Here is a 25,887-nt window from a genome sequence, read left to right as displayed (position 1 = left end):
CATTCAGACACCTGCCTTCAGCCGTTGCTTATGCGTTGTTATGTTTACCAGTCCGCTTATGCTTTTATTCTAAAAGTTCTTTTTCCACGCTGCCACGTTTCGACCACTTGGATAGTGTGAAGCTTTTCAGGAGGTACTTCTAAAGGGTGGTCGCTTAATAAGACGAAGTCAGCCTGCGAGCCTTCGGTAATAGTACCTTTTGTATGCTCTTTAAATTCCAGGTGGGAGGGAGTGACGCTGAATGAGTGGAAGCTGTCATCTATAGAAAGCTTTTCCTGCGGCATCCACCCTCCTTTAGGGTTATGGTTTAAATCCGTCCGGTTTACAGCTGTAAATATTGAGATGAGGGGGTTAATACTGCCGATTGGCAAATCAGAGCTTAGCGTTATAGGAATCTGAGCACGAATTAAACTATTGAATGGGTCACAGAATGGAAGAAGCTCTTCAGGAGTCCACCGATCCTTTTTATCCCACTCTCCCAGTAAAAAAGAGGGCTGAGTTTCAATGAAAGGCTTAGTTTCCTGAAGCCGCTCGATTAAATCAGGCGCTAAAGTCTGCGCATGAATGATGCGGTGGCGCAGTCTTTTTGTGGCTGCTTCTTCTTGTTCAAGGGCAGTGACCGCCTGCTCGACCGCTTTGTCTCCAATCGCATGCATGGCCACCTGCATGTTTTGAGATCCTGCCAAAGAAACCATCTCATTTAACTGTTCCTGTGTATAAATAAGCTGTCCGCTTTTGTCCGGATTTTCTGGATAGGGATTTCGCATAGCTGCTGTGTGAATACGCTGCGTGCCATCGAGAAATATTTTAACAGCCCCAACAGTGACCTGATCGGTGCCGTCACCTGTACGTCGGTGGTGGTTTTCTAAAAAGCCGGTTAAATCTTCAATGTCAAAAATGTAATGATGCAGCTGCACATCAATGGGAAGCTGACCTTCGGCTTCAAGCTCGGTGTAAGCTTCAAACAGCCGGTCGTAATCCCCAATAAAGCTCCGGTCATCTGTGTGAACGCTCGTTATTCCGTTCGCACATAAATGAGGAAAGGCAGCGAGCAGTGCCTGCTTTGCATCATCTGCAGACCTCCCCCAAAAACGGTGGTTAATATAGTGAACGGCTGTATCCTTAAATCGTCCCGTCCAGTTCCCTTTATCGTCTTTTTCTTTAAACTCCTCAGGCTCCTTTTTGAAGGCTTCCTCCTGCTTTAATAGTTCTATTGCTTTCTCACTAATGACACATTCATGACCATCTTTATGCAAAAGATAAATATAAGCGTCAGTCTGAATTTTATTAAGGTCTTCGGCTGTTAATAAATGTTCAATATCATCAAATTGATCATCATTAAATCCCTTTCCAAAAAACCAGCCGTCTTCATTTAAATCTTTGTAATGGTTCTCTATCCGTTCTTTCATTTCCTGAAAACTGCCGGCCTGAGTTAAATCCAGCTCTTTTTTTAGAAGGCCGTAACGAAGCAGGTGCATGTGACTGTCAATAAAGCCGGGGCACAGCACCCTCCCTTCCCCATCATAGGTTTGCTGTTCCCCGTCCCATGGGCTTGGGTAGACAGCTTTAATTTTTTCTTCTTCTATTTCAACGGCATATTTTTTGTTTGGGTCTTCATTTCCGTAAGGCTGATAGATCCTGACATTATCCAATATCATGAATAGACCTCCTGCAGTCGTTGTCTACTGTTTTTCTACCCTGAAAGAATCTTTTATATGCACAAAAAAAGCAGAGCATTTAGCTCTGCTGCATCTATCTATTCTTTTACGGCGACAGCTTCGATTTCAACTTTTGCTCCCTTAGGAAGCTTTCCTACTTCTACAGCTGCACGAGCAGGATAAGGCTCACTTAAGTAACTAGCATAGACTTCGTTTACGATTCCAAAGTCCTCCATTGAATCAAGGTAGATGTTCGCTTTGGCAATATGTTTATACGTCAGTCCAGCTTCATTTAAGATAGCTCCTAGGTTTTTCATGACCTGATGGGTCTGATCTTCCACCTGATCAGAAACAAACTCCATTGTATCAGGATCAAGGGGGATCTGTCCGGAAATAAAAATGAGATTACCTACATCTGCAGCTTGAGAATAAGGTCCAATCGCAGCAGGTGCCTGGTCGGTAGCTAAAGGTTTAAACATAATGGTCACTCCTTTTATGTAATTATTCTTATCCTATCATGTTCAGGGTGATTTGCGAAAACATTAGACGAAAAACATATCATTTCCTGGGAAATAATCATATGTTTTGTCGAAGTGCGTGATTGAAAACTAACTAAGAAGACCTTCCTTAATAATTGTGAATATTATACATATTAATTCTGATTTATAAGGATTAAATCCTGGAATGAAGATAACGATTCCTTATAAAAGATAATTAGTGATACACTATGATAGGATTTTAAGTCATCAAGGAGGAAGTCTAATGGGCAAGTTCGGAAACAATGAAGTAATTGATGAAGCTTTAGGATAGAAAAAGATACAAAAATTAGAATTCCGCGGCGGCGTTTTTGCAGCTGCGATACCATTAGTCTTTTTCATTATTTGGGCGATTACGTTAAGTGCAGCTCAATTAGTTACTGAAGAAGCGCTGGTACTAGGAATGGTTATTGGGGTAGCTATAGGATTATTTTTTTGTAAATCAAAATGGGCTGATTTTGCTCAAAGTTTAATATCAGGAATGGCTCAGCCTGTAGGAGTTGTAGCCGTCATTGCATGGTTTTGGGCCGGGATGTTTGCCACTCTTCTATCTGCAGGGGGGCTGGCTGGCTCGGCTTTCAAAAGGGTCTTCAAGGCGGAGCTTTTGTCGGGGTGACCTTTCTGCTTTCAGCAGTATTCGCTACAGCAGTAGGGACAGGATATGGAACTGTAGCCACATTTGGGGTGCTTATGTATCCAGCGGGAGTTATACTTGGCGCAGACCCGGTGATTCTGCTAGCGGCGATATTAAGTGGAGCTGTCTTTGGTGATAACTTAGCTCCTGTATCTGATACGACAATTGTCTCCGCCACATCGCAAGAGGCGGATGTTCCGGGTGTCGTACGTTCAAGGTTTAAATACTCTATTACAGCAGCGGTGCCTGCTTTAATTTTATTCGTTATATTTGGCGGCGGTGAAAGTCTTGGAAATGCCCAGGTCATTACAGAATTGCAGCAAGAGGTTTCTGCTGATGGACTTCTGCTGCTGCTTCCATTTGCACTCGTATTATTTTTAGCTTTGTCCGGGCACCATTTACTCACTTCATTAACGTGGGGAATTGTTGCTTCTATCGTCGTTATGGGACTGGCTGGCACACCTTTAACAGAAATCATTCACATTTATCAAAATGATGCAGGAGATGCTGTTATTGAAGGGGCTCTGATGGAAGGGATAGGCGGCTACTTTAATATGGCAATCTTAATTCTATTTATATTAGCGGCCGCTCATTTAATGGAAGTAGCCGGAACTATGGATACGATTAAGAATTTCTTCTTAGGAATTATTAATAATGTGGTACGCCGTGCAGAATTGACGATGTTTGGAATTGTCGCTTTCTTAAATGTGTTTATTACGATTAATACAGTGGCTGAGATTGCAGCGGCCCCTTTCGTACGTAAGATAGGAAAAGAAATGAACATCCCCCCATACCGACGGGCTAACTTTTTAGATACCGTTACATCATCGCTCGGTTATATATTTCCTTGGAGCGGGGGTGTACTGCTTGCATGGGCCACGATTCAGGGGGCAGCTGATGATTATGATTTTCTGCCTGTGGTAAGTCCGACAGAAGTTTTTCCTTTCGTATTTCAAGGCTGGGGTTTGCTGATCGTTATGCTTATTGCTGCACTTACTGGCTGGGGGCTTCGGTACAACGGTAAAAATGGCGAAGAAGTAAAGCCTAAGGACGTATAATATAAGCAGCGAACCTTCTTTTCATAAGAAGAGAGACCCCTATGACTTTGTAATCAACCTTGTAATTTATTAACGCTCACATTTAAGCATTCTGGACCTTCATAGCACTTTACAAGGGTATTATAATAGAAAAAAGGGTTTATTTTGTCGATAGGAGGATATCATAGCAATGGCTTATAGTTATTACTTATCAGATGATGATAATAAAAAGAAAAAATTCAATATAGTGTCACTTGTATTATTCGTTATATTTATTGCCTTGTTTACCTTAATGGTCAGCGGATTTTCATTCTGGGGACTTGGAAGAGCTGCCGTAATCTTAATGCTGTTATTTCCAATAGGCGGAATAGTAACTGGGGTTAAAGGCGGCGGCTGGAAGAAGTGGCTGCTTATCCTGGTGCACGCTGCTGCGTTCATAATGATGGTTTTCATTTTATTGAATGCACTTGGCATAGCTTAATTGTAAAACAGTATTTTCTTAAAACCCTGCCCTCAATGTTTACTCCTTCCAGCAGAGGAGACGATGGTTTTTCAAAAAGCTTTTCTTCAACACGAAGAAAAGCTTTTTGTTATACATCGCTATAGTTTGATATATAACAGCAGTTTCATTAGAATTATATGTAAGCGCTTTATATGTATAAGAGAAGGAGGAGTACTATGCATGTACCTTTAGTTCTTACTGATTTCTTAGACCGTGCTGTTGAACTTTATGGGGATAAGCCGGCCATCATTGATGATCATCAGACTTTAACATACAAAGAACTGAATGAAAGAGTCAATCAATTATCCAGGGGGTTGAGAGGTTTAGGTGTTAAGAAGGGAGATAAGGTTGCTTATTTAGCACCCAATTCGACAGAAATGCTCGAAGGGTTTTATGGAGTTTTTCAAGTAGGCGGTGTGATGACTCCGTTAAATACCAGGCTGAAACCGGCAGATTATCAGTTTATACTAACCCATAGTGAGAGCAAGGTTTTATTCGTAGATGAAGAACTTTACCCGTTAGTAGAGTCAATACTGCCTGAGCTTCCGACCCTGGAAGAAGTGATTGTCCACGGCGGCAGTTCACACGGACGGCTTGCTTATGATGCCTGGCGCAGCAATTATTCTTCGGATAAGTTTGACCGGGAGCCGCTGGAGGAATCGGATACAGCCAGTCTCTTATATACAAGTGGAACTACAGGAAACCCTAAAGGGGTCCTTCTGTCTCATCGTTCGAATTATCTTCATGCCCTTTCTTCCATGCATCATTTACGTGTCTCCGATCAGGATACGTTGCTGCATGTTTTACCGATGTTTCATGTTAACGGCTGGGGTTCTCCTTTTTATTACACATTAAATGGAGCCACTCAGGTGATGCTGCGCAAAGTCGATCCCGAGATCATTTTACAAAAAGTGAGAGAACACCATGTGTCGGTCATGCATATGGCTCCTACCGTCTTAAATATGATACTGGAACAGTATGAGTCTCAATCTGAAACGATATCCCATAAAGGACGGATTGTCATCGCCGGATCTGCTCCTCCGCCTGCTTTTGTACGAAAAGTAGAAGAGGAGATGGGCTGGGAGTTTATTCAGGTGTACGGTATGACTGAAATTACTCCACTCATTACGACTTCAGCTCTGCGCTCTATGGAGCAGGATCTATCGAAAGAAGAACAGTACTTGTTAAAAGCAAAAACCGGATACGAGATGGCAGGATCGAAAGTCCGTGTGTTTGATGAACTGGGAGAGGAAGTTCCGAGGGATGGAAAGACCATTGGAGAGATTGTAACCCGCTCAAACAATGTCATGGAAGGCTATTACAAGAACCCGGAAGCAACTAATGAGACGATACGAGATGGCTGGCTTTATACCGGGGACATGGCCGTAGTGGATGAGAGAGGTTATATTGAAATTGTAGACCGTAAGAAGGACGTCATTATAAGCGGTGGAGAAAATATTTCTTCCATCGAGGTCGAAGCCGCACTCTATGACCACTCTTCTATATTAGAAGCTGCAGTAGTAGCTGTCCCTCATGAAAAATGGGGAGAAGCACCGCATGCGGTCGTTGTGAAAAGAGAGGGACATGATGTCACAGAAGATGAATTAACGGATCACTGTCGAAATAAATTGGCGCATTTCAAGGTTCCAAAAAGCTTTTCATTTGTAGAAGAACTCCCAAAAACCGCCTCAGGCAAGATTCAAAAAGTAGTACTGCGTAAGGAACTTTGGAAAAATGAAGGACGGATGGTGAAATAGCCCCGGGCAGACGGGGTTTTTTTCATGTGTGAACTGTCAGGTTATTCAGGGTCAGGAATAGGGTAAAGGGCAGTACAAAACCATTTGCTCAGTCAGGAGGCTCATCAGCGTGGAGACAGCGAAAAAGAAAAAAAGGCCAGTCGTAGCTCTCACTGGAGCGAGCGGCTACATCGGCAATAATTTGCTTGAGAAACTAACAGAATACGCCAATGTGATTGCTTTATCGAGAAACGGGGATGACAAAGAGGATGCTGAACACGTATTTTGGCGGTCCTGTGACCTCTACTCGATGGCGGATGCAGAAAAAGGTCTGGAAGGAGCGGACATTGCAGTATACCTCGTTCACTCCATGCTTCCTTCTGCTAAATTGACCCAGGGATCGTTTGAAGATATGGACGTGATTCTTGCGGACAATTTTGCTCAAGCTGCGAAGAAAAAAGGGGTAAAGCAAATTGTCTATTTAAGCGGGATTGTTCCAAAGGCGGATAAACTATCCCGCCATTTAAGAAGCCGGCTTGAAGTAGAGAAAATTCTAGGTGCTTACGGTGTGCCTGTGACGACCATAAGGGCTGCACTTATCGTTGGGCCAAAAGGTTCTTCGTTCCCGATATTAGCGAAGCTTGTGAGACGACTTCCTGTGATGGCGCTGCCAAAATGGACGCGCACGAAGACACACCCGATTGCGCTGCCTGATGTTCTACATGCATTAAATAAAAGTATTGATAATGAAAAGCTGAAAGGAAAAGCGATTGACGTTGGCGGGCCGGAAGTGATGACGTATAAAGAAATGATGATTCAAACCGCGGAAGCCATGGGGAAGCAGCCGCGGCTGTTTGACGTACCGTTTATTACAGTAAAGCTTTCCAGGCTGTGGGTCAGCTTAACGACCCAGTCCCCTAAAGAAATGGTATATCCTTTAATAGAAAGTCTTATCCACCCTATGACAGCCAGTAAAGAACGGATGGAGGAAGAAGTGAGCCGTGGTAAAATGAGCTTTAAAGAAGCTGCCGAATGGTCCCTCAAGGAAGAAGCTGAAGCATCAGGTTCATCGAAGAAAAAATTTCAAGCTCCCCATGTGCAGAAGGATGTGCGGTCTGTTCAGCGTATCTGTCTTCCAGAAGGAAAAGATGCCTCCTGGGCAGCGAAAGAGTATGCGGACTGGCTTGCCCGTAAATTTCGTCCATTTCTTAAGACTGAAGTAGATCATAATCATAATTATAAAATAAAACTGAATCAGACAGGACAGCCTTTGCTGAAGATGAGTTTCTCTTCCGATCGCAGCAGTGACCAGCGGGCTTTGTACTATTTAACCGGCGGTTTGTTTTTTGATGCACGTAAAAACGAACGCGGCCGTCTGGAGTTTAGAAAAATTCCGAACTCTCAGGAATGTATTGTTGCAATTCATGACTATATGCCTTCTCTGCCATGGTTCATTTATAAATACACGCAGGCTAAAGTACATTTGTTCGTAATGTATCTTTTCCGAAAACATTTACAAAGTATGATAAAATCAACAGAAAACCGGATACCCCGTGTAAGGGAACATGTAGAAGGTACGTCTTAATTTAAGAGAAAAGGAGTAAAGGAATATGGATCTGCCCCAACCGTTTGCAGACAATGTACTAACGGCCTGTCCTACAGAAGGTGAGGCCTGGCTTAAGAAGATTCCAGAGCTGCTGAGATATAGTGAACAACGCTGGGCTCTTACGGTTCATGACCCTTTTCCTCTATCTTATAATTATGTAGCTCCGGCCACTTCTAAAAAAGGAGCCAAAGTTGTTCTTAAACTGTCTCTCCCTGAAGAAGGGTTTGAGCGCGAAGCATTACTCGCCTTAAATCCGGCAGGAAGGGTTAAGGTTATAGATGAAGATAAGGAGAAAGGGATTTTACTGCTGGAGAAGGTCGAGCCGGGCATGCCGCTGTCTGAATTAAAGGATGATGAAGCAGCGACGTTAACAGCTGCCCGCTTACATAAGCAGCTCGTTACCGCTGTCAGGCCTGATTCTCCGCTGCCTACTATAAAAGGCAGAGAGAATCAATTAAGGGATATTTTAATGAACAATAGTGCGGGTCTCGGTCCAATATCGAATCAGACTTTAAGTCGTGCGCTGGCTTTATTTACATATTTGAACCAAACCAGTAAGACCCAGGCCGTCCTTCACGGTGACTTTCACCATTATAATATATTAAAGCAGGGAGAGAATGAGTGGACAGCCATTGACCCTAAAGGATTAATCGGTGAAATAGAGTATGATCTTATTCAATTTTTATTAAATCGATGGCCTGCGGAGCGGCAAAGAGATTGTATTAATGAACGAATAAAAATATTTGTGCAGGAATTAAACTTAAATAAAGAGAGACTGCTGCTATGGGGATACTGTCATACGGTGCTGGCTGCTTCCTGGACGGTTAACCAGCACGGGGGTTACGATGAAGATTTTTACTCAGCTATTGAAATCTTTCGCTCTCTTTATGAATGTACTTATCAACGCACCATTGAAGGCGCTATTGATTGAAAAGAGGGAAAGACGATGAACACGAAATACGAATTACATAAAAGGAAGTGGCTGGTGGCCGGGATTATCCTTGTGGCTTTGAATTTACGGCCTTCCATTACAGCTGTTGGACCGCTTATCGGTTCGATTCGTGAAGACCTTGCCATATCAAACGGTACAGCCGGTCTGCTCACCACACTTCCGCTGGTGGCTTTTGCTGTTCTCTCCGCACTAGCCCCGCGGCTCGGATTGAGAATTGGACAAGGTCAGGCTGTATTCCTAGGTATGATCATTCTTACAATAGGTATTTTTATACGATCCATCGAGTGGGCAGCCGCGTTATTTATCGGAACTACTCTTATTGGTGTGGGTATTGCCATTGGCAATGTCCTTCTGCCGGGGATCGTTAAGGAGCAGTTTCCCGAGAAAGTTGGCCTGCTGACAGGTCTTTATTCGATTTCTCTAAGCGGACTTGCTGCGATCGGATCGGGGGTCAGTTTTCCAATTGCCGAGCGGCTTGCAGGCGGATGGCAGAGTTCCCTGGCGCTCTGGGGGGCTCTCTCGGCTGTTGCTCTTCTTGTTTGGATCCCACAAATAAGAATTAAGAAGCAGCCTGTTAAAATTCCAAAGATTGATTTAAAAGACAGTCCGCTTTTACAATCAAAGCTTGCCTGGCAGGTTACGATCTTTATGGGCATGCAGTCCTTTATGTTTTACTGCTTAATCACATGGATCCCTGAAATTATGCAGAGCCGGGGCATGGACCCGTATTCAGCTGGGTGGATGCTGTCGTTCATGCAGATTGTCGGGCTCCCGAGTACTTTTTTAACCCCTGTATTAGCTGGCCGTATCCAGAGTCAGCGAGGAATTGTAATGAGTATTGGAGTTTTGTACTTGATTGGATTAACGGGCATGTTAATTGGTTCCTCTTCTAGTCTATTAACCTTATGCATCGCTATAATTGGGATCGCTCAAGGGGCTTCTGTCAGTCTGGCACTGACCCTGCTAAGCCTTCGTGCCTCCTCAGCAGTTCAAGCATCCAACTTATCAGGCATGGCCCAGTCAATAGGATATACACTAGCTGCTGTCGGTCCGATTGCACTGGGATTACTGCATGATATTACTCAATCATGGACTCCGGCTTTAATTATTTTTATTGGAATAGTTATTGTGATGGTAAGTGCGGGGCTGGGAGCCGGCAGAGATATTGAAATTTCTAAAGCTGAGATCGCCGATCGTTCGACAAACTTTTAAAAAGTGTGCACAAAAGAGTGGACAACGACGAAATGAGATGATAGTATCATTTAAAAGAACGTTCTTTATAGAGAAATTGATCAATCTAGTAACTGGGGTTCAGTATAAGCGCGTCTTTCTTAAGATGTGCTGATTTTTTAATCTTTTGTTCTTTATTAAGAATAGAAAGGCGGAGAGATTGTGAAAAAAGAGTGGAATATCCCTGTATTAGACGAGCTGGATGTCAGTAACACGATGAAGTTCCACGGTACTATCGGTACCCCCCCTTGCTGGAAGTGTGGAAAAAACCACGAACATGATAAGGATTGCGAACACGGTGGAGGAGGTTTAGACAGTTAATCATTAGACCCTTATGGACATTAACCCATAAGGGTCTTGCTAAAGGGGGACTCTTAATGTATGAAATAGTCACAACCCATAAACAGCAAAAAAAATTTAAGAAAACATGGGAATATTTTTGTGAAAAATATTGCTGGATTAATGATCCCTATGCAGCAGATGGCATTCGGTATAACCTGATTTCACAGAATAGAAGAATGAGGATCATAAGGAAGAGAGTGATCGGTACGATTGAATTCATTCCTTATAACCCCTATAATCCCCACAGTACAGTGGAAGGAAGACATCCTTTCTCTAAACTAATAGAAATTAAATCAAATATAGATTATGTATGGGAAATAGATAAGCTCTGTATCCATGAAGATTTTCAGAGGGCAGGGAACTTCGAAACGTTTATACACATTATGTATGACCACATACAAAGATATAAAGCCAGGTATTATGTGGCCTTAATCGAGAAAAGGCTGTACCGTCTAATTAAATTCTACTACGGGTATGGAGTAGAGAAAACAGGCAGTGAATTAGAGGGACCGGCCTCATCCTTAATTCCCGTTTTGATTGATGTAGAGAAGATAGTAAGGAATGATAAGTACGTCGAGGAACTGATTCAGGCAAGGAAGCAGCCGGAGAGTACCTTAACTTTTAAAAGCAGGACTTCCACTCACTGATTGCTTTTTATCTCAATTTTCGGACTTTTTCTCTTTACCCCCTTGACACGTTCTTTATATAGAACTAAAATGTAGTCAATATAGTAAATTAAATCGTAGAAAAAGTTGAATTATGGAATGAATATATTTTTTTGCCCCTCTCGTTCTTTATAAAGAATAACAGCTAAAGGTGGTAAACATGAGCAAAATGAAGCGGATAGTCTATAATGATGAACAGCTTGGCAAAGAGATTAACTTAAAGGAATACTGGGATGTCATTAAAGGACGGATTTGGATTGTGTTTGCCATGGTGATTTTTGCTGTAGGAGCAGCGTACGCGTACAGTTACATGAATAACACGCCGCTCTATGATACATCAACACGCATGATTCTAAGCACTGAAGACGAAAATATGAATACCCTGATGGTTATGATTAAAGACCCGATCATTATGGAACAGGTTAAGAGTGATTTAAATCTTGAACAATCCTCAGAAGGATTAGCTAATCAAATTGAAGTGAACCGCCTGGAGGATTCAGAGGTCATTCAAATTTCAGTGACAGCCAATGATCCTGAATTAGCAGCTTCAATTGCTAATAAAACAGCGGAAGTCTATAAAAACGAGATTGTAAATATTCTGGAATTTGAGCAGGTGCAGCTTCTATCTAAAGCAGAAGTCAACCCTTATCCTAATAATGAATTTCAAGATCGTAACCTCGTGATAGCGGGAGTATTCGGAATAATTGCCGGAATCGGTTTAATCTTTCTATTAGATACATTGGATGGAGCGGTGAAAACGAGAGAAGAAGTAGAGGACTTCTTAGGAATTCCAGTACTCGGCTTTGTATCACCGATGAACCGAAAAAATAGTACAACGAAAAAGAAAAAAAACAAGGGACAGGAAGTAGAAGTAAGGGGGGAATCCGTTGATATTAAATAAGGATAAAAAGAACAGGCTGGTCACTCATTTTTTTCCTGAATCTATCATTTCTGAACAATTTAGAACGATTAGGACCAATATTCAATTCCTCACCGAGAATCGAAATCAGCGCCTGTTCTTAGTAACATCTCCAGGGAAAAAAGAAGGAAAGTCTACGTCCATCGCAAATTTAGCCGTATCCATGGCCCAGCAGAAACACAAGGTATTACTCATTGATACTAACTTTAGAACCCCGATGGTGCACCAACTATTTAAAGTAAGCAATAAAGAAGGTTTAATTGAAATCCTGACGGGTCGGTCGACTTTTGAACATACCGTATACCCAACAGGAATCGGTAATCTGGATTTGTTAACGAGCGGCCAATTAGCAGCCAATCCTTCAGAACTGCTTGGCGGCGAAGCTATGAATGATCTTCTGAAAAAAGTCAGCCAGAAGTATGACGTTGTTCTAGTTGATGCTCCGCCTGTTCTGCAGTCAAATGAATCGAGACTGCTGGCTCATTTATGTGACGGGGTGGTGCTCGTCTTAAGCCGCGGGAAAACAGATTTACGGAAAGTTGTCGAAGCAAAAAAAGTACTGGACCTCGTGAATGCAGAAGTTGTAGGGGCGATTATGAACGAGAAAAAGTAATTTGTAACCTTTCGTTCTCTATTACGAATTTAAATTCTTTAAAAGATGCGGTGATGTCTCCTTACCGTTAGCAATGGAGGCACTCAGCCATGTTGTGGGTTGAAATATGACCTTAGCGCAAGTCGCATTGGCATGGTGTGAGGATGGGTTAAATGCCCGTATTAAAATCTTCAGAAAAAAGATTTGCCCTTAAGAATCTTTTTTCTGAAGATTTTAATCTATAACACTAGGAAAGGAGCAAGTCCATGACCTATAGGCAAAGGTTATCTTTATTTATTTTTATCGATCTTTGTATCGTCCTTGCCTCATTAATAATGATTAAGCTGTTAGTCAGTTCACAGTTTTATGATTCTACAGCTGCGCTGACGATATCCTTTGGAGTTGTATTGATCAGTCATATTTATTTTTCCTTTCAGCTTAATCTTTACCGGAAAGTATGGGAATACGCGAGTGTGAGGGAATTAATCATTATAGGCAAGACCGTGACCTACGCTATAGCAGCTACCGCTTCGATACAGATTATTCTTTTTCAAACCCTTTATTTGAGGATGCTCGTTCTTACGTGGATGATGCATATTTTACTCATTGGAGGATCACGGTTCTTATGGAGGGTCTATCGTGATTCCGTTATGCTGGCTGAGCAGAATAAGAGCCGGACCTTAATTGTCGGTGCTGGATCAGCGGGCACGATGGTAACCCGGCAGCTTCAAAAAGGCAGTGATTCTGAACTGACGCCGGTCGCTTTCATAGACGATGATGTGAAGAAACATCAGCTCGATATCTTAGGAGTGCCGGTTGTAGGAGGCGTGCATGATATTGTTCAAAAAGTAAAAGAGCTGGACATCTCTCATATCGTAATCGCCATTCCTTCATTAAGCCGAAGGGAATTGAATGTTATTTTTCAAGAATGCGCCAAAACCGAGGCCAAAACACAAATCCTGCCTATGCTGGAGGATTTAGTAACCGGGAAGGTATCCGTTAAGCAGTTTCGTGACGTTCAGGTCGAGGATCTGCTTGGAAGAGAACCTGTGGTGCTGGATTCAGAAAGTATCTCAGACTATGTAAAAGGAAAAACCGTCCTTATTACCGGTGCAGGAGGCTCGATCGGATCAGAGATAACGAGACAGGTCGCGAAATTCGGTCCAGGAAAAATTGTTTTGCTCGGACATGGCGAGAACAGCATTTATACGATCGAAATGGAAATGCGAAACAATTTTTATGATGAACATATTGAGCTGGTAACAGAGATTGCCGATGTGCAGGACGCAGAGAAAATGATGAACATTATGGGGGATCATCAGCCCGATGTTGTTTACCATGCAGCTGCTCACAAGCACGTTCCTTTAATGGAAAGAAATCCAGAGGAAGCTGTAAAAAATAATATAATCGGTACGTGGAACGTCGCAAAAGCAGCCAGCTGGCATAAGGTTGATACTTTCGTCATGGTTTCAACCGATAAAGCCGTGAACCCGACGAGTGTAATGGGAGCTTCCAAACGTCTGGCTGAAATGATCGTACAGAATATGAATCAAAACAGTTCGACGAAGTTTGTAGCGGTACGGTTTGGAAATGTACTCGGCAGCCGCGGCAGTGTCATACCGCTGTTTCGAAACCAAATCGAAAAAGGGGGACCCGTTACCGTCACTCATCCAGATATGGTCCGTTATTTTATGACGATTCCTGAAGCCTCACGATTAGTCATCCAGGCTGGCGCATTAACAAAAGGCGGAGAAGTATTTGTATTGGATATGGGGGACCCCGTGAAAATCTTGGACCTGGCCAAGAATTTGATCAAGCTTTCAGGCAATTCTATTGAAGAAATAGGAGTAGAATACAGCGGCATCCGTCCTGGCGAGAAGCTGTTTGAAGAACTCCTTAAAGCAGATGAGATATACGAAGACCAGGTCTATCCTAAGATCTATATCGGCAAGACTGTACAGCTTTACATCGAAGAAATAGAATCTATTATCGAAGAATACGAATCGATGAGCCGTGAAACTCTGCGCCAGCGTCTGATCGGTCTTGCAAACTATTCGAATCCGAAAGAGAAACCAATGCCTATTATTAGTTAAAGGAGGAAACCTTGTGAAGGTCAAAAAAGCAATCATCCCCGCTGCTGGATTAGGAACGAGATTTTTGCCGGCAACGAAAGCCATGCCTAAGGAAATGCTGCCGATCGTCGATAAGCCTACGATCCAATATATTGTAGAAGAAGCAATCGAGTCAGGAATTGAAGATATCATCATCGTAACCGGAAAAGGAAAACGTGCGATTGAGGATCATTTTGACTACTCCTTTGAGCTCGAACAGAATTTAATGGAGAAACGGAAATTCGAGCTGCTGAGCGAAGTTCAGAAATCTTCGAATCTAGTAGACATACACTATATACGGCAAAAGGAACCAAAAGGACTTGGACATGCCATATGGTGTGCGAGAAAATTTATTGGAAATGAACCTTTTGCCGTCCTGCTGGGAGACGACATCGTCCGGGCAGAAACACCATGCCTGAAGCAGTTAATTGACCATTACGATCAATATGAATCATCGGTGTTAGGGGTGCAGTCGGTCAAACGGGAAGAAGTAAGCCGGTACGGCATTGTCTCAGGAAGCCCCGTCACGAAACGTCTCCACGCTGTGGAGGGGTTAGTAGAAAAACCAAAAATAGAAGAAGCCCCATCGAACTTAGCCATATTAGGGAGATACATTTTAACGCCAGCCATCTTTGACATACTAAACCATCAGGAACCTGGCGCCGGAAATGAAATTCAGCTGACCGATGCTATCGCCTCCCTAAACCAATCGGAACATGTATTTGCTTATAATTTTGAAGGCACCCGCTACGATGTCGGTGAGAAAATGGGTTTTATTAAGACAACTCTTGAAATCGCGTTAGAACGCGAAGAACTGCGTGAAGAATTATTTACTTATCTGAACACCATTTTAGATAAAGAGTTAATGTCAAAATGACAGGGACGTGAGAAGAGTGGTCCAAAAAGTTCTGTTCACAGCCACCGTCGACTATCACTTTAAGGCCTTTCATCTTCCCTATTTAAAATGGTTTAAAGAACAAGGCTGGGAGGTCCATGTCGCAGCGGGTGGGAATATTGAGCTCCCATACGTTGATCAGAAATACAGCCTGCCTATTCAAAGGTCCCCTATGCACAAAGAAAACATCACCGCTTTTCGTCAGCTGAAGAAAATAATAGATAACAATGAATATGATTTAATTCACTGCCATACCCCCATGGGCGGAGTACTGACAAGACTTGCCGCCCAGGAAGCGAGACACAAAGGAACAAAAGTGATCTACACCGCTCACGGCTTTCATTTCTGCAAAGGCGCCCCATTAACGAACTGGGGACTATACTATCCAATTGAAAAAGGTTTATCCTTTCTCACCGATTGTTTAATTACGATTAATGAAGAAGACTACAGGCTGGCCGCTGCTAAACTAAAAACAAGAAGAAACGAGCTGGTCCACGGGGTCGGAGTGAATACGGAAGAATTTAAGCCCGTCAGTCATGAACAGAAAATGGAGTTAAGAAAGTCATTAGGCTATCAGTCTGATGACTTTTTATTAATTTACGCCGCTGAATTTAACAAAAATAAAAACCAAAAGTTTCTATTACGAGCATTTGCAAAAGCAGCAAGAACCGTGCCGCAGATCAAGCTCTTGCTGGCAGGTGAAGGTTCGACATTCAATGAATGCCGGGAACTCACCGTTCGTTTAGGAATTGAGAATCGAGTGAAATTTTTAGGATTTAGAAAAGATATGAAGCGTCTGTTGGCAATGAGTGATGCTGCGGCAGGATCAAGCCGTCGTGAAGGGCTTCCAGTCAACATTATGGAAGCGATGGCTTGTGCACTCCCCATCATCGCAACCGACAACCGTGGTCACCGCGAACTGATTCACCATAGTGTGAACGGCTGGCTGATCGAAAAAAACGACATTGATGATTTTGCCGGGAAAATAGAGTTCCTCGTCCATCATCCACAAGTGAAAAAGCAGCTGGGTAATGAAGGTAGAAAAACAATCCTACAAACATACAGCGAACAAAAAGTATTAATTGAAAAGAGAAAAATCTATCAATCTTATATGAAGGAAGAGGAGGTGGGAGCTTGGGCAGTCCGTTAAGAGTACTCCATGCCGTCGTTAATATGAACCGCGGCGGAGCGGAAACCTTACTCATGAACTTATACCGAAATATCGATCGATCCAAAGTGCAGTTTGACTTTCTAACCTGCAAGCCTGGGGTGTTTGATCAAGAAATTGAAAATCTGGGCGGCACGGTTCACCGAATTCCTTACGTTACAGATGTCGGTCATCGGGGCTATAAAAAGGCTTTAAAAAGATTTTTTCAATCCCATCAGTATAAAATTGTTCATGCTCACATGGATAAGATGAGCGGGATTGTTCTTCAGGAGGCCGAAAAAGCTAAGGTGCCTGTCAGGATTGCTCATAGTCATAACACGCAGAGTGAAGGCGGCATGTTAACTAAACTGTATAAAAATTATGCAGCCAGCAGCATACACCGATCGGCAACTCACAGATTTGCGTGCTCCCGGTCAGCGGCTGAATGGCTGTTCGGACGGAAGTCATCACAAGTTCATTTATTAAAAAATGGAATAGACTGCCGGAGATTCCTCTATTCTGCAGAAAAACGATTAAGGGTGAGAGAGCAGTTAAATTTATCGCCAGAGACTTTTGTCGCAGGGCACGTAGGAAGGTTTAACTATCAGAAGAATCACAACCATATACTTGAGATCTTTTGCAGGTTCTTAAACACACATGAAAATTCAGTACTGCTATTGGCCGGAGACGGGACTTTAAGAAATACGATAGAAGCCAAATCAAAGCAGCTTGGAATAGAAGATAAAGTTAAATTCCTTGGTGTGCGGGAGGATGTAGATGAGCTTCTGCAAGCTTTTGATTTATTTCTTTTTCCCTCCCTGCATGAAGGACTGCCTGTGACATTAATCGAAGCACAAAATGCCGGACTACCATGTTTGATAACAGATACCATTACTAAAGAAGTGGATATGGGGATGGGACTTGTGGAGCATTTACCTTTGTCACATATAGATCCCTGGATAACGGCAATGAAAAAAGCGGCCGCCACCCCGGATTCCAGAGTCGTGGATACGGCTTTATTAAAAAGGAATGGCTATGACATTAAACAATCAGCCGTGCAGACACAAAATAATTACATTGTTTTAGGGAGGGTTGTAAGCTGAAACTGCTGACAGTATTTACCCCTACCTATAATCGCGCATTCTGTTTAGAGAAATTGTATAAAAGTCTTGTAGATCAAACCAATCAAGATTTTATATGGCTTATTATAGATGATGGATCTACAGATCACACGAAGCAGCTGGTGGATTTATGGACAAAGGATAATCATCTGACGATAAAATACATTTATCAGGAAAACCAGGGAATGCATGGGGCTCATAACACAGCTTATGAGGCGATCGAGACCGAACTTAATGTGTGTATTGACTCAGATGACTTTATGCCTGAGGATGCTGTTGACAATATAGTATCCTGCTGGAAGGAATATGGAAGTGAAAAAGTCAGTGGGATAATTGGACTTGATTCATATACCGATGGAAGGGTAATTGGTACCGGACTCCCGTCACACCTTACACAGTCGACACTTTTTAATTTATACAACAAACATGGCGTAAAAGGAGATAAAAAACTCGTCTACCGTACAGAGTTGACTAAAGAGTTTCCTTATCCAGTTTTCAATAATGAAAAATATGTAGGCCTCGCTTACAAGTATTTTAGACTTGATGAGAAATACGAAATGCTGCTTCTTAATCAAGTGTTGTGCAGGGTAGAATATTTAGAAGATGGCTCTTCACGTAATATGCTGAAGCAGTATCGCAGAAACCCTGAAGGATTTGCGTTTTATAGAAAGGAATTAATGACACTTCGTTTTGCGGGTGTCTTTTTTAAATTCAGACAAGCAGTTCATTATGTATCAAGCAGTTTAATGATGAAAAACAAACAATTATTAGTTGAATCACCTCAAAAAGGAATGACGATCCTGGCCCTGCCGTTTGGATGTCTTCTATATTTATACGTAACAAGCCGGACTAAAGACGTTCTTAACTAAGCAGCGGATTGTCCAGCTGCTTGGAAAGGAAACACATTATGACATTACTTTGGATGAATTTATTTCTCGTGTTTGGATTAGTACTGCTGGCTAGAGTGTTGGCGGTGGAGGTTCATACGAATACATCTGTCTATTTTAAACCAAATAAATTGTTTATATTTATTGCTCTAATATCAATTGCTGCTGTTTCAGGATTAAGGTCAAATATAGGTGACACCTACTACTACATGCACTCTTTTGAAGTGAATACATTTACGTGGGAAGTGATTCAGGAACAGAAAGATATCGGCTTTGGTATCCTTCAAATGGGACTGCAGTCTCTGTCTCCTGACCCACAAATATTAATACTTACCACAGCCGTCATCACTAACGCTCTGATTGTAATGGTTCTTTACAAATACTCCCGCATGCTGGAGTTAAGTATTTATGTCTATATAACCGGCGGGTTGTTTCTAATCACAATGAATGGAATCCGTCAGACATTAGCTGCTGCCATCGCGTTTGCAGCCATTAAATTTTTAATTGAAGGCAGCTTTAAGAGATATGCGATGGTTATTATGTTTGCTTCACTGTTTCATCAGAGCGCACTCATTCTGCTCCCGGTCTATTTTATCGTGCGGGTGAAAGCTTGGTCTAAAGCCACCGCAGCTTTAATAGGATTGGCGGTATTCCTTGTAATAGGGTTTGAACAATTTTCTTCTGTATTATTTTCAGCTATTGAAGATACACAGTATGGAGAATACAAAGATTTTGCCGAAGGCGGCGCGAACTTTCTTCGCGTAGCTGTAGAGAGTGTGCCGTTATTTATAGCATATCTCGGAAGACATAAATTAAAAGAGATCATGCCGAACAGTGATGTCATTATTAATATGACGCTGATTGGATTTGTCTTTATGGTCATCGCTACACAAAATTGGATTTTTGCAAGGTTCTCTATTTATTTCAGTCTGTATCAACTCATATTAATTTCCTGGATCATCCCTCTGTTTCAGAATAGAGACAAAAAATTTGTTTATTTAGCCATTATTGTCTGCTATTTCGCTTATTATTTTTACGAGAATGTCATGACATTAAACATTCAATATGAAAGCAATTATTTAATATGGTAGTTAAAGGAGGAAAGTAACATATGACCATTTTGGTAACAGGTGGAGCGGGATATATCGGCAGTCATACGTGTGTCGAATTATTAAATGAAGGACACGACATTGTAGTTGTAGATAATTTTTCTAACAGCCACCAGGAAGCCTTAAGAAGAGTAATGGAAATCACGGGCAGGAAGTTTCCCATATACGAGCTTGATCTTTTGGAAAGAGAAGAGCTTGAAGTTGTTTTTGAAGAAAATGACATAGAGGCCGTGATCCATTTTGCTGGGTTGAAAGCTGTTGGAGAATCGGTGGAAAAGCCATTATGGTATTACGCTAATAATGTAATCAGTACAGTCATTTTATGTGATGTCATGAAAGAATATAATGTAAAAAATCTCGTGTTCAGTTCTTCAGCAACTGTATATGGTGATCCGAGTGAAGTGCCTATTACGGAAGAGCACTTACTGTCAGCGACTAACCCTTACGGACGTACGAAGCTGATGATTGAAGAAATTTTAAGAGACTTGCATCTGTCGGATTCTCAATGGAGCATCGCGCTTCTTCGTTACTTCAATCCGATAGGAGCTCATGAAAGCGGGAGAATCGGAGAAGCACCTAACGGCATTCCAAATAATTTAATGCCTTATATCTCTCAAGTGGCTGTGGGGAAGCTCGATCGGCTTAATATATTCGGGAACGATTATCCGACTAAAGACGGCACAGGAGTAAGAGATTACATTCATGTGGTGGATCTGGCAAAAGGTCATTGCAAGGCGTTGAGAAAGATTACGGATGAAGCCGGCTTAGAAGCTTATAACCTGGGAACTGGTCAGGGATACAGTGTTTATGAAATGGTAGCTGCATTTGAGAAAGCATCAGATCGATTTGTACCTTATACTATTTTAAACAGACGTCCTGGAGATGTTGCAGCTTGTTATGCAAACCCTGACAAAGCAGAAAGAGAACTCGGCTGGACGGCAATTAGAGGAATCGAACAGATGTGTCAGGACACCTGGAAGTGGCAGGTCAATAATCCAAATGGTTACGAAGAACCAGCCATAAAAGATCCGGTGCTTGGCAGAGCAGCGGATTTATTTATTCCAGCCAGTAAGTAGAAGAGGAGACGTAATAATGAAGCGAACGATCGACATAGTCATATCTTTCATTCTCTTACTCGTTTCTTTTCCTCTTATGTTCGGTGCAGCTCTTTTAGTGAAAACGAGTATGGGTTCTCCTATTTTGTTTAAACAGGAGCGGCCGGGCCGGTTCGGACAGCCTTTTTATCTGTACAAATTAAGAACGATGAGGGAAGGAGATTCATCAGATGAAATGCGCTTGACAAAGGCGGGAACGTTTCTAAGGAAATATAGTTTGGACGAACTTCCGCAGCTTATTAATGTTATTAAAGGAGAAATGAGTTTAATCGGGCCAAGACCCCTGCTTATGGAATATCTACCTTTATATTCGCAAGAGCAGGCAAAGCGTCACGAAGTAAAGCCGGGAATTACGGGATGGGCACAGGTTAATGGAAGAAATGATATATCTTGGGAAGAGAGATTTAAATTAGATACATGGTACGTAAACCACCAAAGCTTCGAACTTGATATGAAGATTCTATCGATGACCATTCAGAAGGTTATCAGGAAAGAAGGAATTACACCTGAAGGGCGTGGGGCGATGGAAAAATTTAAAGGCTCCAAGGAAGTGATGTAGAATGAAGCTTATTTTAATTGGAAATGGAGGCCACAGCCGGGTCATTCAAGACATAATTACAGCTAGAGGAAAAGAGAAGCTGGCAGCTATTCTGGATGAGAAATACTCTTATGGATTTATCGAGAATAATATTTATTTTGGCCCTGTAAAAGACATCGAGCACATGATCGATGATTCCACGAAAATCGTAGTGGCGATTGGTAACAATGAAACCAGAAAAAGGTTAACTCAGAAATTTAAGAGGCGACAATTTGCTACGTTGATTCATCCCGCTGCGATGGTCAGTCCGTCAGCTTCTATCGGAAAGGGAACGATCATTATGGCACACGCTGTGGTGAATGCTGCAGCGAAAGTCGGGGAGCACTGTATAATCAATACCGCTTCGATCGTAGAGCACGACAGTAAAATAGGGGATTACTCTCATATATGTCCCAATGTAACATTAACAGGTCAGGTATCGATAGGGGAAGGCGTAGACATGGGGGCGTCTTCAACAGTTATTCCTGGAATAACTATTGATCAATGGTCAGTAATAGGGGCAGGGTCCACTGTCATACGTGACCTGCCTTCTTACAGCAGAGTAGCAGGATCGCCAGCTCGAAGTATTAAAAAAGCGGTGCCGTTCAAATTTCTGCATCGTACAGGGGGTGACGCATTTGAAAGATTCAAAGATATTCCTCTCCCCACCGCACATGACAGGAAATGAGCCTTTTTATATAGACGAAGCGTTTAAGAGTAACTGGATTGCACCAGTTGGACCGAATATTGACGCCTTCGAAAAAGAAATTGCGGATTATGTAGGAGCTAAAGGAGCAGTGGCTGTGAGTTCAGGGACAGCCGCCATTCATTTAGCTCTTTCTATATTAAATGTACAAAAGGGTGACCGGGTATTCTGTTCGAGTCTTACTTTTGTTGCTACAGCCAACCCCATCTTGTATCAAGGGGCCGAGCCTGTCTTTATTGATTCGGAACCCGATACGTGGAACATGTCTCCAAAAGCACTAGAAGCAGCTTTAGTTCAAGCCGTTAAAGACAATAAGCTGCCAAAAGCTGTTATTGTGGTTCACCTCTATGGACAGAGCGCTAAAATGGTTGAGATCTCCGCGCTTTGTGATGAATACGGGGTGCCATTAATAGAAGATGCTGCAGAATCACTTGGTTCCACTTATAAATCAAAACATACCGGCACTATAGGAGACCTGGGTCTATACTCCTTTAATGGGAACAAGATTATTACAACCTCGGGCGGGGGGATGTTGGTTTCGGATGACATGGAAGCCCTTAGAAGAGCCAAGTTCCTAGCCACTCAAGCTCGCGATCAAGCCGTCCATTACCAGCACAGCACCCTCGGCTTTAATTACAGAATGAGCAACCTCCTAGCGGGTGTCGGAAGAGCCCAGCTTCAAGCGATTGAGCATCGAGTGGCAGCAAGACGCCGGTTATTTAAACGATATGAACAGATGCTGTCCTGGCTGCCAGGTATCCGTTTCATGCCGGAATATAACGGGACAAAGTCGAATCGGTGGCTGACTACATTTACGATTAATCCGAACATCTCCACTGTCACCAATAAAGATATTATAGAAAATCTAAGCTTAAGAAGCATCGAAGCTCGCCCGGTTTGGAAGCCGCTGCATCTGCAGCCTTTATTTAAAGGGTGCCAGTATTTCACCCATGAACCATTTAACAGTGTATCCGAGAAGCTTTTCGTCACTGGAGTTTGTTTACCATCCGGATCGAGTCTCAGCGATCTGGAGCAAAATAGAGTGATCGATTTAATTCAAGAAACGTTCGAGAAAGCCACAAACAAGGAAGGTATTGTATGACAAAAAAATTGAGGTATTTATGAATGATAGGAACAACAATCCATAAAATTCGCCGTGGCAAGGGAATCTCATTATCAGAACTGGCCAAGAAAGCCAACATCTCAAAGTCAAACTTAAGCAACATAGAACGAAACGTAAACAAGAATCCGTCCATTACATTAGTAAAGAAAATTGCAGACGTTTTAGAAGTTGATTTATATGATCTGCTGCACCCAGAACGCGACATCCACCAACAGCTGCCCCCTTTAATTGAGTACGAATGGGTTCAATTCGTTTACGACTTAAAAAAAGCAGGAGTTCAAAAGGAACAGCTGCCGGAATATAAGCACATCATTGAATTTATTCATTGGAAGAAACAACAAGAAGATGGCTAGAAATCTTATGGGGATTTGAGGGGAAAAACATGGCTCAATCCAAACCTATAAAAGTTCTCCAAGTCACAGGAGGCATGAACCGAGCTGGAACCGAGACGATGTTAATGAACATATACAGAAACATAGACCATGACAAAATTCAATTCGACTTTATTTCTTACAGTCGGAAAGAAGCTCACTATGACAAAGAAATTGAAATGCTGGGGGGCAGAGTAATCCGGCTGAACCAGACGAATTCAGTGAAAGAACTCTATCAAGTAATGAAAAACTATGGACCATATCAAGCTGTTCATTCTCATACTCTTTTTCATTGTGGCATTGCAAATATGGCTGCTTTACTAGCTGGAGTGAAAGTTAGAATCGCCCACGCGCACACAACGGATGACGAACATACTCGGCTGATCAAGAAATTATATATATCGGGTATGCGGAAAGTCATTAAGTATGCATCGACGAATTACTTAGCCTGCAGTAAGCAATCAGGTAATTATCTATTCGGAAAACAAATGCTGGAAAAGAACGAATACTCTTATTTTCCAAACGTGATCGATTACTTTTCTTTAATCGAAAAACCGCAGCAGAAAGTCAATGAGTTTAAGCTGCAGCATGGGTTAGGAAACAGCCTGGTCATCGGTCATATCGGCCGCTTTATCGAAGCAAAAAATCACACCTTCTTATTAAAGATAATGAAAGTTATTGTAAACAAACACCAGGATGCCAAACTTTTATTAGTCGGAGATGGAGACCTTAGAAGTCAATTGATAGAGGAAGCTGAAGAGCTGGGAATATTCAACAATATCAGATTTGTCGGGGTCAGAAGCGACATCGAAACGATGCTTCACAGTATGGATGTGTTCGTTTTCCCATCCATTTACGAAGGGTTAGGATTAGTATTACTCGAAGCGCAGGCAAGCGGAACTCAATGCGTTGTGTCAAATGCTATTCAGCCGGAAGCTGATTTAGGATTAGAATTGGTCTCCAATCTTTCATTAAGTGATGGACCCGAAAAATGGGCAGAAGTAATTCTGGAAAAAGCAGGACAGAAAGAAAAGAACATCAACAAAATTATTAACAGTTTTGAATTGAATCGATACAGCCTCAACGCAGGAATCTCCAGGCTGTTAAAAATTTATGGCGGGAAACAAGGAGAAAACTATGAAAAACCTGTTAATTACCTCCTTTGATATGGAAGTGGGCGGGGTGGAACGGAGCTTAATCAGCATGTTAACTCACTTCGACTATGAGAAATATAAAGTCGAACTGCTGCTCTGCAGCCACACCGGAGAATTTATGGACATACTCCCACAAGAACCAACGCTTCTAAATGAGATTCCTTCTTACAAAACATTTAGGATGTCGATAGGACAAGTGATCAAGCAAGGAAAACTTCCAATAGCAATAACAAGACTCTTAGCCAAATACCGTGCCAGCCAATCTAAAGGGGTGGAGAACGGGTACAAGCAAATGCAGTACATGTGGAAATATTCCTTACCCTTACTACCAAAAGTTGAAAAAACCTATGACGTAGCGATCAGTTACCTTTGGCCACACTACCTGGTGGCGGAAAAAGTAAAGGCAAAGACCAAAATTGCCTGGATCCACACTGATTATTCTACTGTGGATACGGATCAAGGGATGGACCTTGAGTTATGGGACAAGTTCAACCACATCATCGCTGTTTCAGAACAATGTAAACAAGCCTTTATCAAGAAATATCCCCCACTTAAAAGTAAAGTTAAGGTGATAGAGAATATAACCTCTCCTCATTTGGTTCGAACTCTATCAGAAGAGAAGCTAGACAACCCGATGAAGAATGACAATAGGTTCAAAATAATAACCGTGGCCCGCCTGTCGCATGCCAAAGGAATTGACCAGGCAGTAGAAGCTATGAAACTGCTGGCGGATAGAGGGTATAATCAGCTGGCCTGGTACGTTGTCGGCTATGGCGGGGACGAGGAAAAGATAAGAAAGCAAATTAAAGACAATAACTTAGAAGATTGCTTTTATTTGTTAGGCAAAAAAATCAATCCGTATCCTTTTATGAAAGCAGCAGATCTATACGTTCAGCCTTCCCGTTATGAAGGCAAAGCTGTGACTGTAGGAGAAGCCCAGCTTCTAGGAAAGCCGGTAGTCATCACGAATTATCCAACAGCACCAAGCCAAGTCGAAGATCAAGTGGATGGATTCATCTGTTCGTTGTCTCCTGATGGGATTGTGGACGGTATAGAAAAGCTGTACCACGATAGGGAATTAAGAAGTAAGTTGGAACGTAATTGCAGCAATCATAACTATCATAATGAACACGAACTGGATAAACTCTATCAACTAGCATAG

General features: G+C 42.3%; 25 protein-coding genes. 23 read left to right on the top strand and 2 right to left on the bottom strand.

From position 1 onward, the window contains the following. Positions 1-56: 56 nt before the first annotated feature. Positions 57-1,658, bottom strand: a complete 1,602-nt coding sequence (locus LF822_RS19965) for an amidohydrolase (protein ID WP_253925857.1) — start codon at positions 1,656-1,658, stop codon at positions 57-59. A 98-nt stretch (positions 1,659-1,756) separates the two neighbouring features. After that, positions 1,757-2,137: a RidA family protein gene (locus tag LF822_RS19960; protein ID WP_253925856.1), complete on the bottom strand. Its 381-nt coding sequence runs from the start codon at positions 2,135-2,137 to the stop codon at positions 1,757-1,759. A gap of 573 nt (positions 2,138-2,710) precedes the next feature. On the opposite strand from LF822_RS19960, the gene LF822_RS19955 reads away from it, so the two are divergent. The 23 genes from LF822_RS19955 to LF822_RS19850 all read left to right on the top strand — a co-directional run bounded on the left by LF822_RS19955 (position 2,711) and on the right by LF822_RS19850 (position 25,887). Next, entirely contained in the window at positions 2,711-3,886 is a 1,176-nt protein-coding gene (locus LF822_RS19955; RefSeq protein WP_371925970.1) for a Na+/H+ antiporter NhaC family protein, read from the top strand. A 169-nt stretch (positions 3,887-4,055) separates the two neighbouring features. Further along, positions 4,056-4,346, top strand: coding sequence for a hypothetical protein (locus LF822_RS19950; protein WP_253925855.1), 291 nt, complete (start codon positions 4,056-4,058; stop codon positions 4,344-4,346). A 197-nt stretch (positions 4,347-4,543) separates the two neighbouring features. Continuing rightward, entirely contained in the window at positions 4,544-6,124 is a 1,581-nt protein-coding gene (locus LF822_RS19945) for a long-chain-fatty-acid--CoA ligase (RefSeq protein ID WP_253925854.1), read from the top strand. A 109-nt stretch (positions 6,125-6,233) separates the two neighbouring features. Continuing rightward, positions 6,234-7,688 (top strand): NAD(P)H-binding protein, encoded by a 1,455-nt coding sequence (locus LF822_RS19940; protein WP_253925853.1) that lies wholly within the window; start codon positions 6,234-6,236, stop codon positions 7,686-7,688. Between the two features lie 25 nt (positions 7,689-7,713). Beyond that, positions 7,714-8,640: an aminoglycoside phosphotransferase family protein gene (locus LF822_RS19935; protein ID WP_253925852.1), complete on the top strand. Its 927-nt coding sequence runs from the start codon at positions 7,714-7,716 to the stop codon at positions 8,638-8,640. Positions 8,641-8,655: 15 nt separating this feature from the next. Beyond that, the gene (locus LF822_RS19930; RefSeq protein WP_253925851.1) at positions 8,656-9,873 is read left to right on the top strand and encodes a CynX/NimT family MFS transporter; all 1,218 of its coding nucleotides are present in this window, start codon (positions 8,656-8,658) and stop codon (positions 9,871-9,873) included. 180 nt (positions 9,874-10,053) lie between these two features. After that, the gene (locus LF822_RS23210) at positions 10,054-10,212 is read left to right on the top strand and encodes a paeninodin family lasso peptide (protein WP_371925969.1); all 159 of its coding nucleotides are present in this window, start codon (positions 10,054-10,056) and stop codon (positions 10,210-10,212) included. A 56-nt stretch (positions 10,213-10,268) separates the two neighbouring features. Next, positions 10,269-10,880, top strand: coding sequence for a hypothetical protein (locus LF822_RS19925; protein ID WP_253925850.1), 612 nt, complete (start codon positions 10,269-10,271; stop codon positions 10,878-10,880). A gap of 178 nt (positions 10,881-11,058) precedes the next feature. Further along, the gene (locus LF822_RS19920) at positions 11,059-11,799 is read left to right on the top strand and encodes a YveK family protein (protein ID WP_253925849.1); all 741 of its coding nucleotides are present in this window, start codon (positions 11,059-11,061) and stop codon (positions 11,797-11,799) included. Then, positions 11,786-12,430, top strand: a complete 645-nt coding sequence (locus tag LF822_RS19915) for a CpsD/CapB family tyrosine-protein kinase (RefSeq protein WP_253925848.1) — start codon at positions 11,786-11,788, stop codon at positions 12,428-12,430. The genes LF822_RS19920 and LF822_RS19915 overlap by 14 nt, the downstream gene beginning before the upstream one ends. Positions 12,431-12,675: 245 nt before the next feature. Further along, entirely contained in the window at positions 12,676-14,502 is a 1,827-nt protein-coding gene (locus LF822_RS19910; RefSeq protein ID WP_253925847.1) for a polysaccharide biosynthesis protein, read from the top strand. 13 nt (positions 14,503-14,515) lie between these two features. Beyond that, entirely contained in the window at positions 14,516-15,397 is an 882-nt protein-coding gene (galU, locus tag LF822_RS19905; protein WP_253925846.1) for a UTP--glucose-1-phosphate uridylyltransferase GalU, read from the top strand. Positions 15,398-15,413: 16 nt separating this feature from the next. Then, complete coding sequence (locus LF822_RS19900; RefSeq protein ID WP_253925845.1) at positions 15,414-16,565, top strand: glycosyltransferase family 4 protein; 1,152 nt, start codon at positions 15,414-15,416, stop codon at positions 16,563-16,565. Continuing rightward, on the top strand, positions 16,550-17,665 hold the full coding sequence (locus tag LF822_RS19895) for a glycosyltransferase family 1 protein (protein ID WP_253925844.1): 1,116 nt from the start codon (positions 16,550-16,552) through the stop codon (positions 17,663-17,665). Before LF822_RS19900 ends, LF822_RS19895 begins: the two co-directional genes overlap by 16 nt. Beyond that, the gene (locus tag LF822_RS19890) at positions 17,662-18,552 is read left to right on the top strand and encodes a glycosyltransferase family 2 protein (RefSeq protein WP_253925879.1); all 891 of its coding nucleotides are present in this window, start codon (positions 17,662-17,664) and stop codon (positions 18,550-18,552) included. Before LF822_RS19895 ends, LF822_RS19890 begins: the two co-directional genes overlap by 4 nt. Before the next feature lie 38 nt (positions 18,553-18,590). After that, positions 18,591-19,661 carry an EpsG family protein gene (locus tag LF822_RS19885; RefSeq protein WP_253925843.1) on the top strand — a complete coding sequence of 357 codons (1,071 nt, stop codon included), beginning with the start codon at positions 18,591-18,593 and terminating at the stop codon, positions 19,659-19,661. A 20-nt stretch (positions 19,662-19,681) separates the two neighbouring features. After that, on the top strand, positions 19,682-20,755 hold the full coding sequence (gene galE / locus LF822_RS19880) for a UDP-glucose 4-epimerase GalE (RefSeq protein ID WP_253925842.1): 1,074 nt from the start codon (positions 19,682-19,684) through the stop codon (positions 20,753-20,755). A gap of 16 nt (positions 20,756-20,771) precedes the next feature. Next, positions 20,772-21,353: a sugar transferase gene (locus LF822_RS19875; RefSeq protein WP_253925841.1), complete on the top strand. Its 582-nt coding sequence runs from the start codon at positions 20,772-20,774 to the stop codon at positions 21,351-21,353. Position 21,354: 1 nt separating this feature from the next. Further along, a complete protein-coding gene (locus tag LF822_RS19870; RefSeq protein WP_253925840.1) occupies positions 21,355-22,059 on the top strand; it encodes an acetyltransferase in 705 nt (234 codons plus the stop codon). Continuing rightward, positions 22,046-23,179, top strand: a complete 1,134-nt coding sequence (locus LF822_RS19865) for an aminotransferase class I/II-fold pyridoxal phosphate-dependent enzyme (RefSeq protein WP_253925878.1) — start codon at positions 22,046-22,048, stop codon at positions 23,177-23,179. Before LF822_RS19870 ends, LF822_RS19865 begins: the two co-directional genes overlap by 14 nt. Before the next feature lie 23 nt (positions 23,180-23,202). Beyond that, positions 23,203-23,553: a helix-turn-helix domain-containing protein gene (locus LF822_RS19860; RefSeq protein WP_253925839.1), complete on the top strand. Its 351-nt coding sequence runs from the start codon at positions 23,203-23,205 to the stop codon at positions 23,551-23,553. Positions 23,554-23,582: 29 nt separating this feature from the next. After that, complete coding sequence (locus tag LF822_RS19855) at positions 23,583-24,737, top strand: glycosyltransferase family 1 protein (protein ID WP_253925838.1); 1,155 nt, start codon at positions 23,583-23,585, stop codon at positions 24,735-24,737. Then, positions 24,709-25,887 (top strand): glycosyltransferase, encoded by a 1,179-nt coding sequence (locus LF822_RS19850; RefSeq protein ID WP_253925837.1) that lies wholly within the window; start codon positions 24,709-24,711, stop codon positions 25,885-25,887. The genes LF822_RS19855 and LF822_RS19850 overlap by 29 nt, the downstream gene beginning before the upstream one ends.

This window comes from Halobacillus sp. A5 (assembly GCF_024189315.1).
In the GTDB taxonomy this organism is placed as follows: Bacteria; Bacillota; Bacilli; order Bacillales; family Halobacillaceae; genus Halobacillus_A.
Note: the sequence above shows the minus strand (reverse complement) of the source record. Positions and strands in the feature narration are given on the sequence as shown.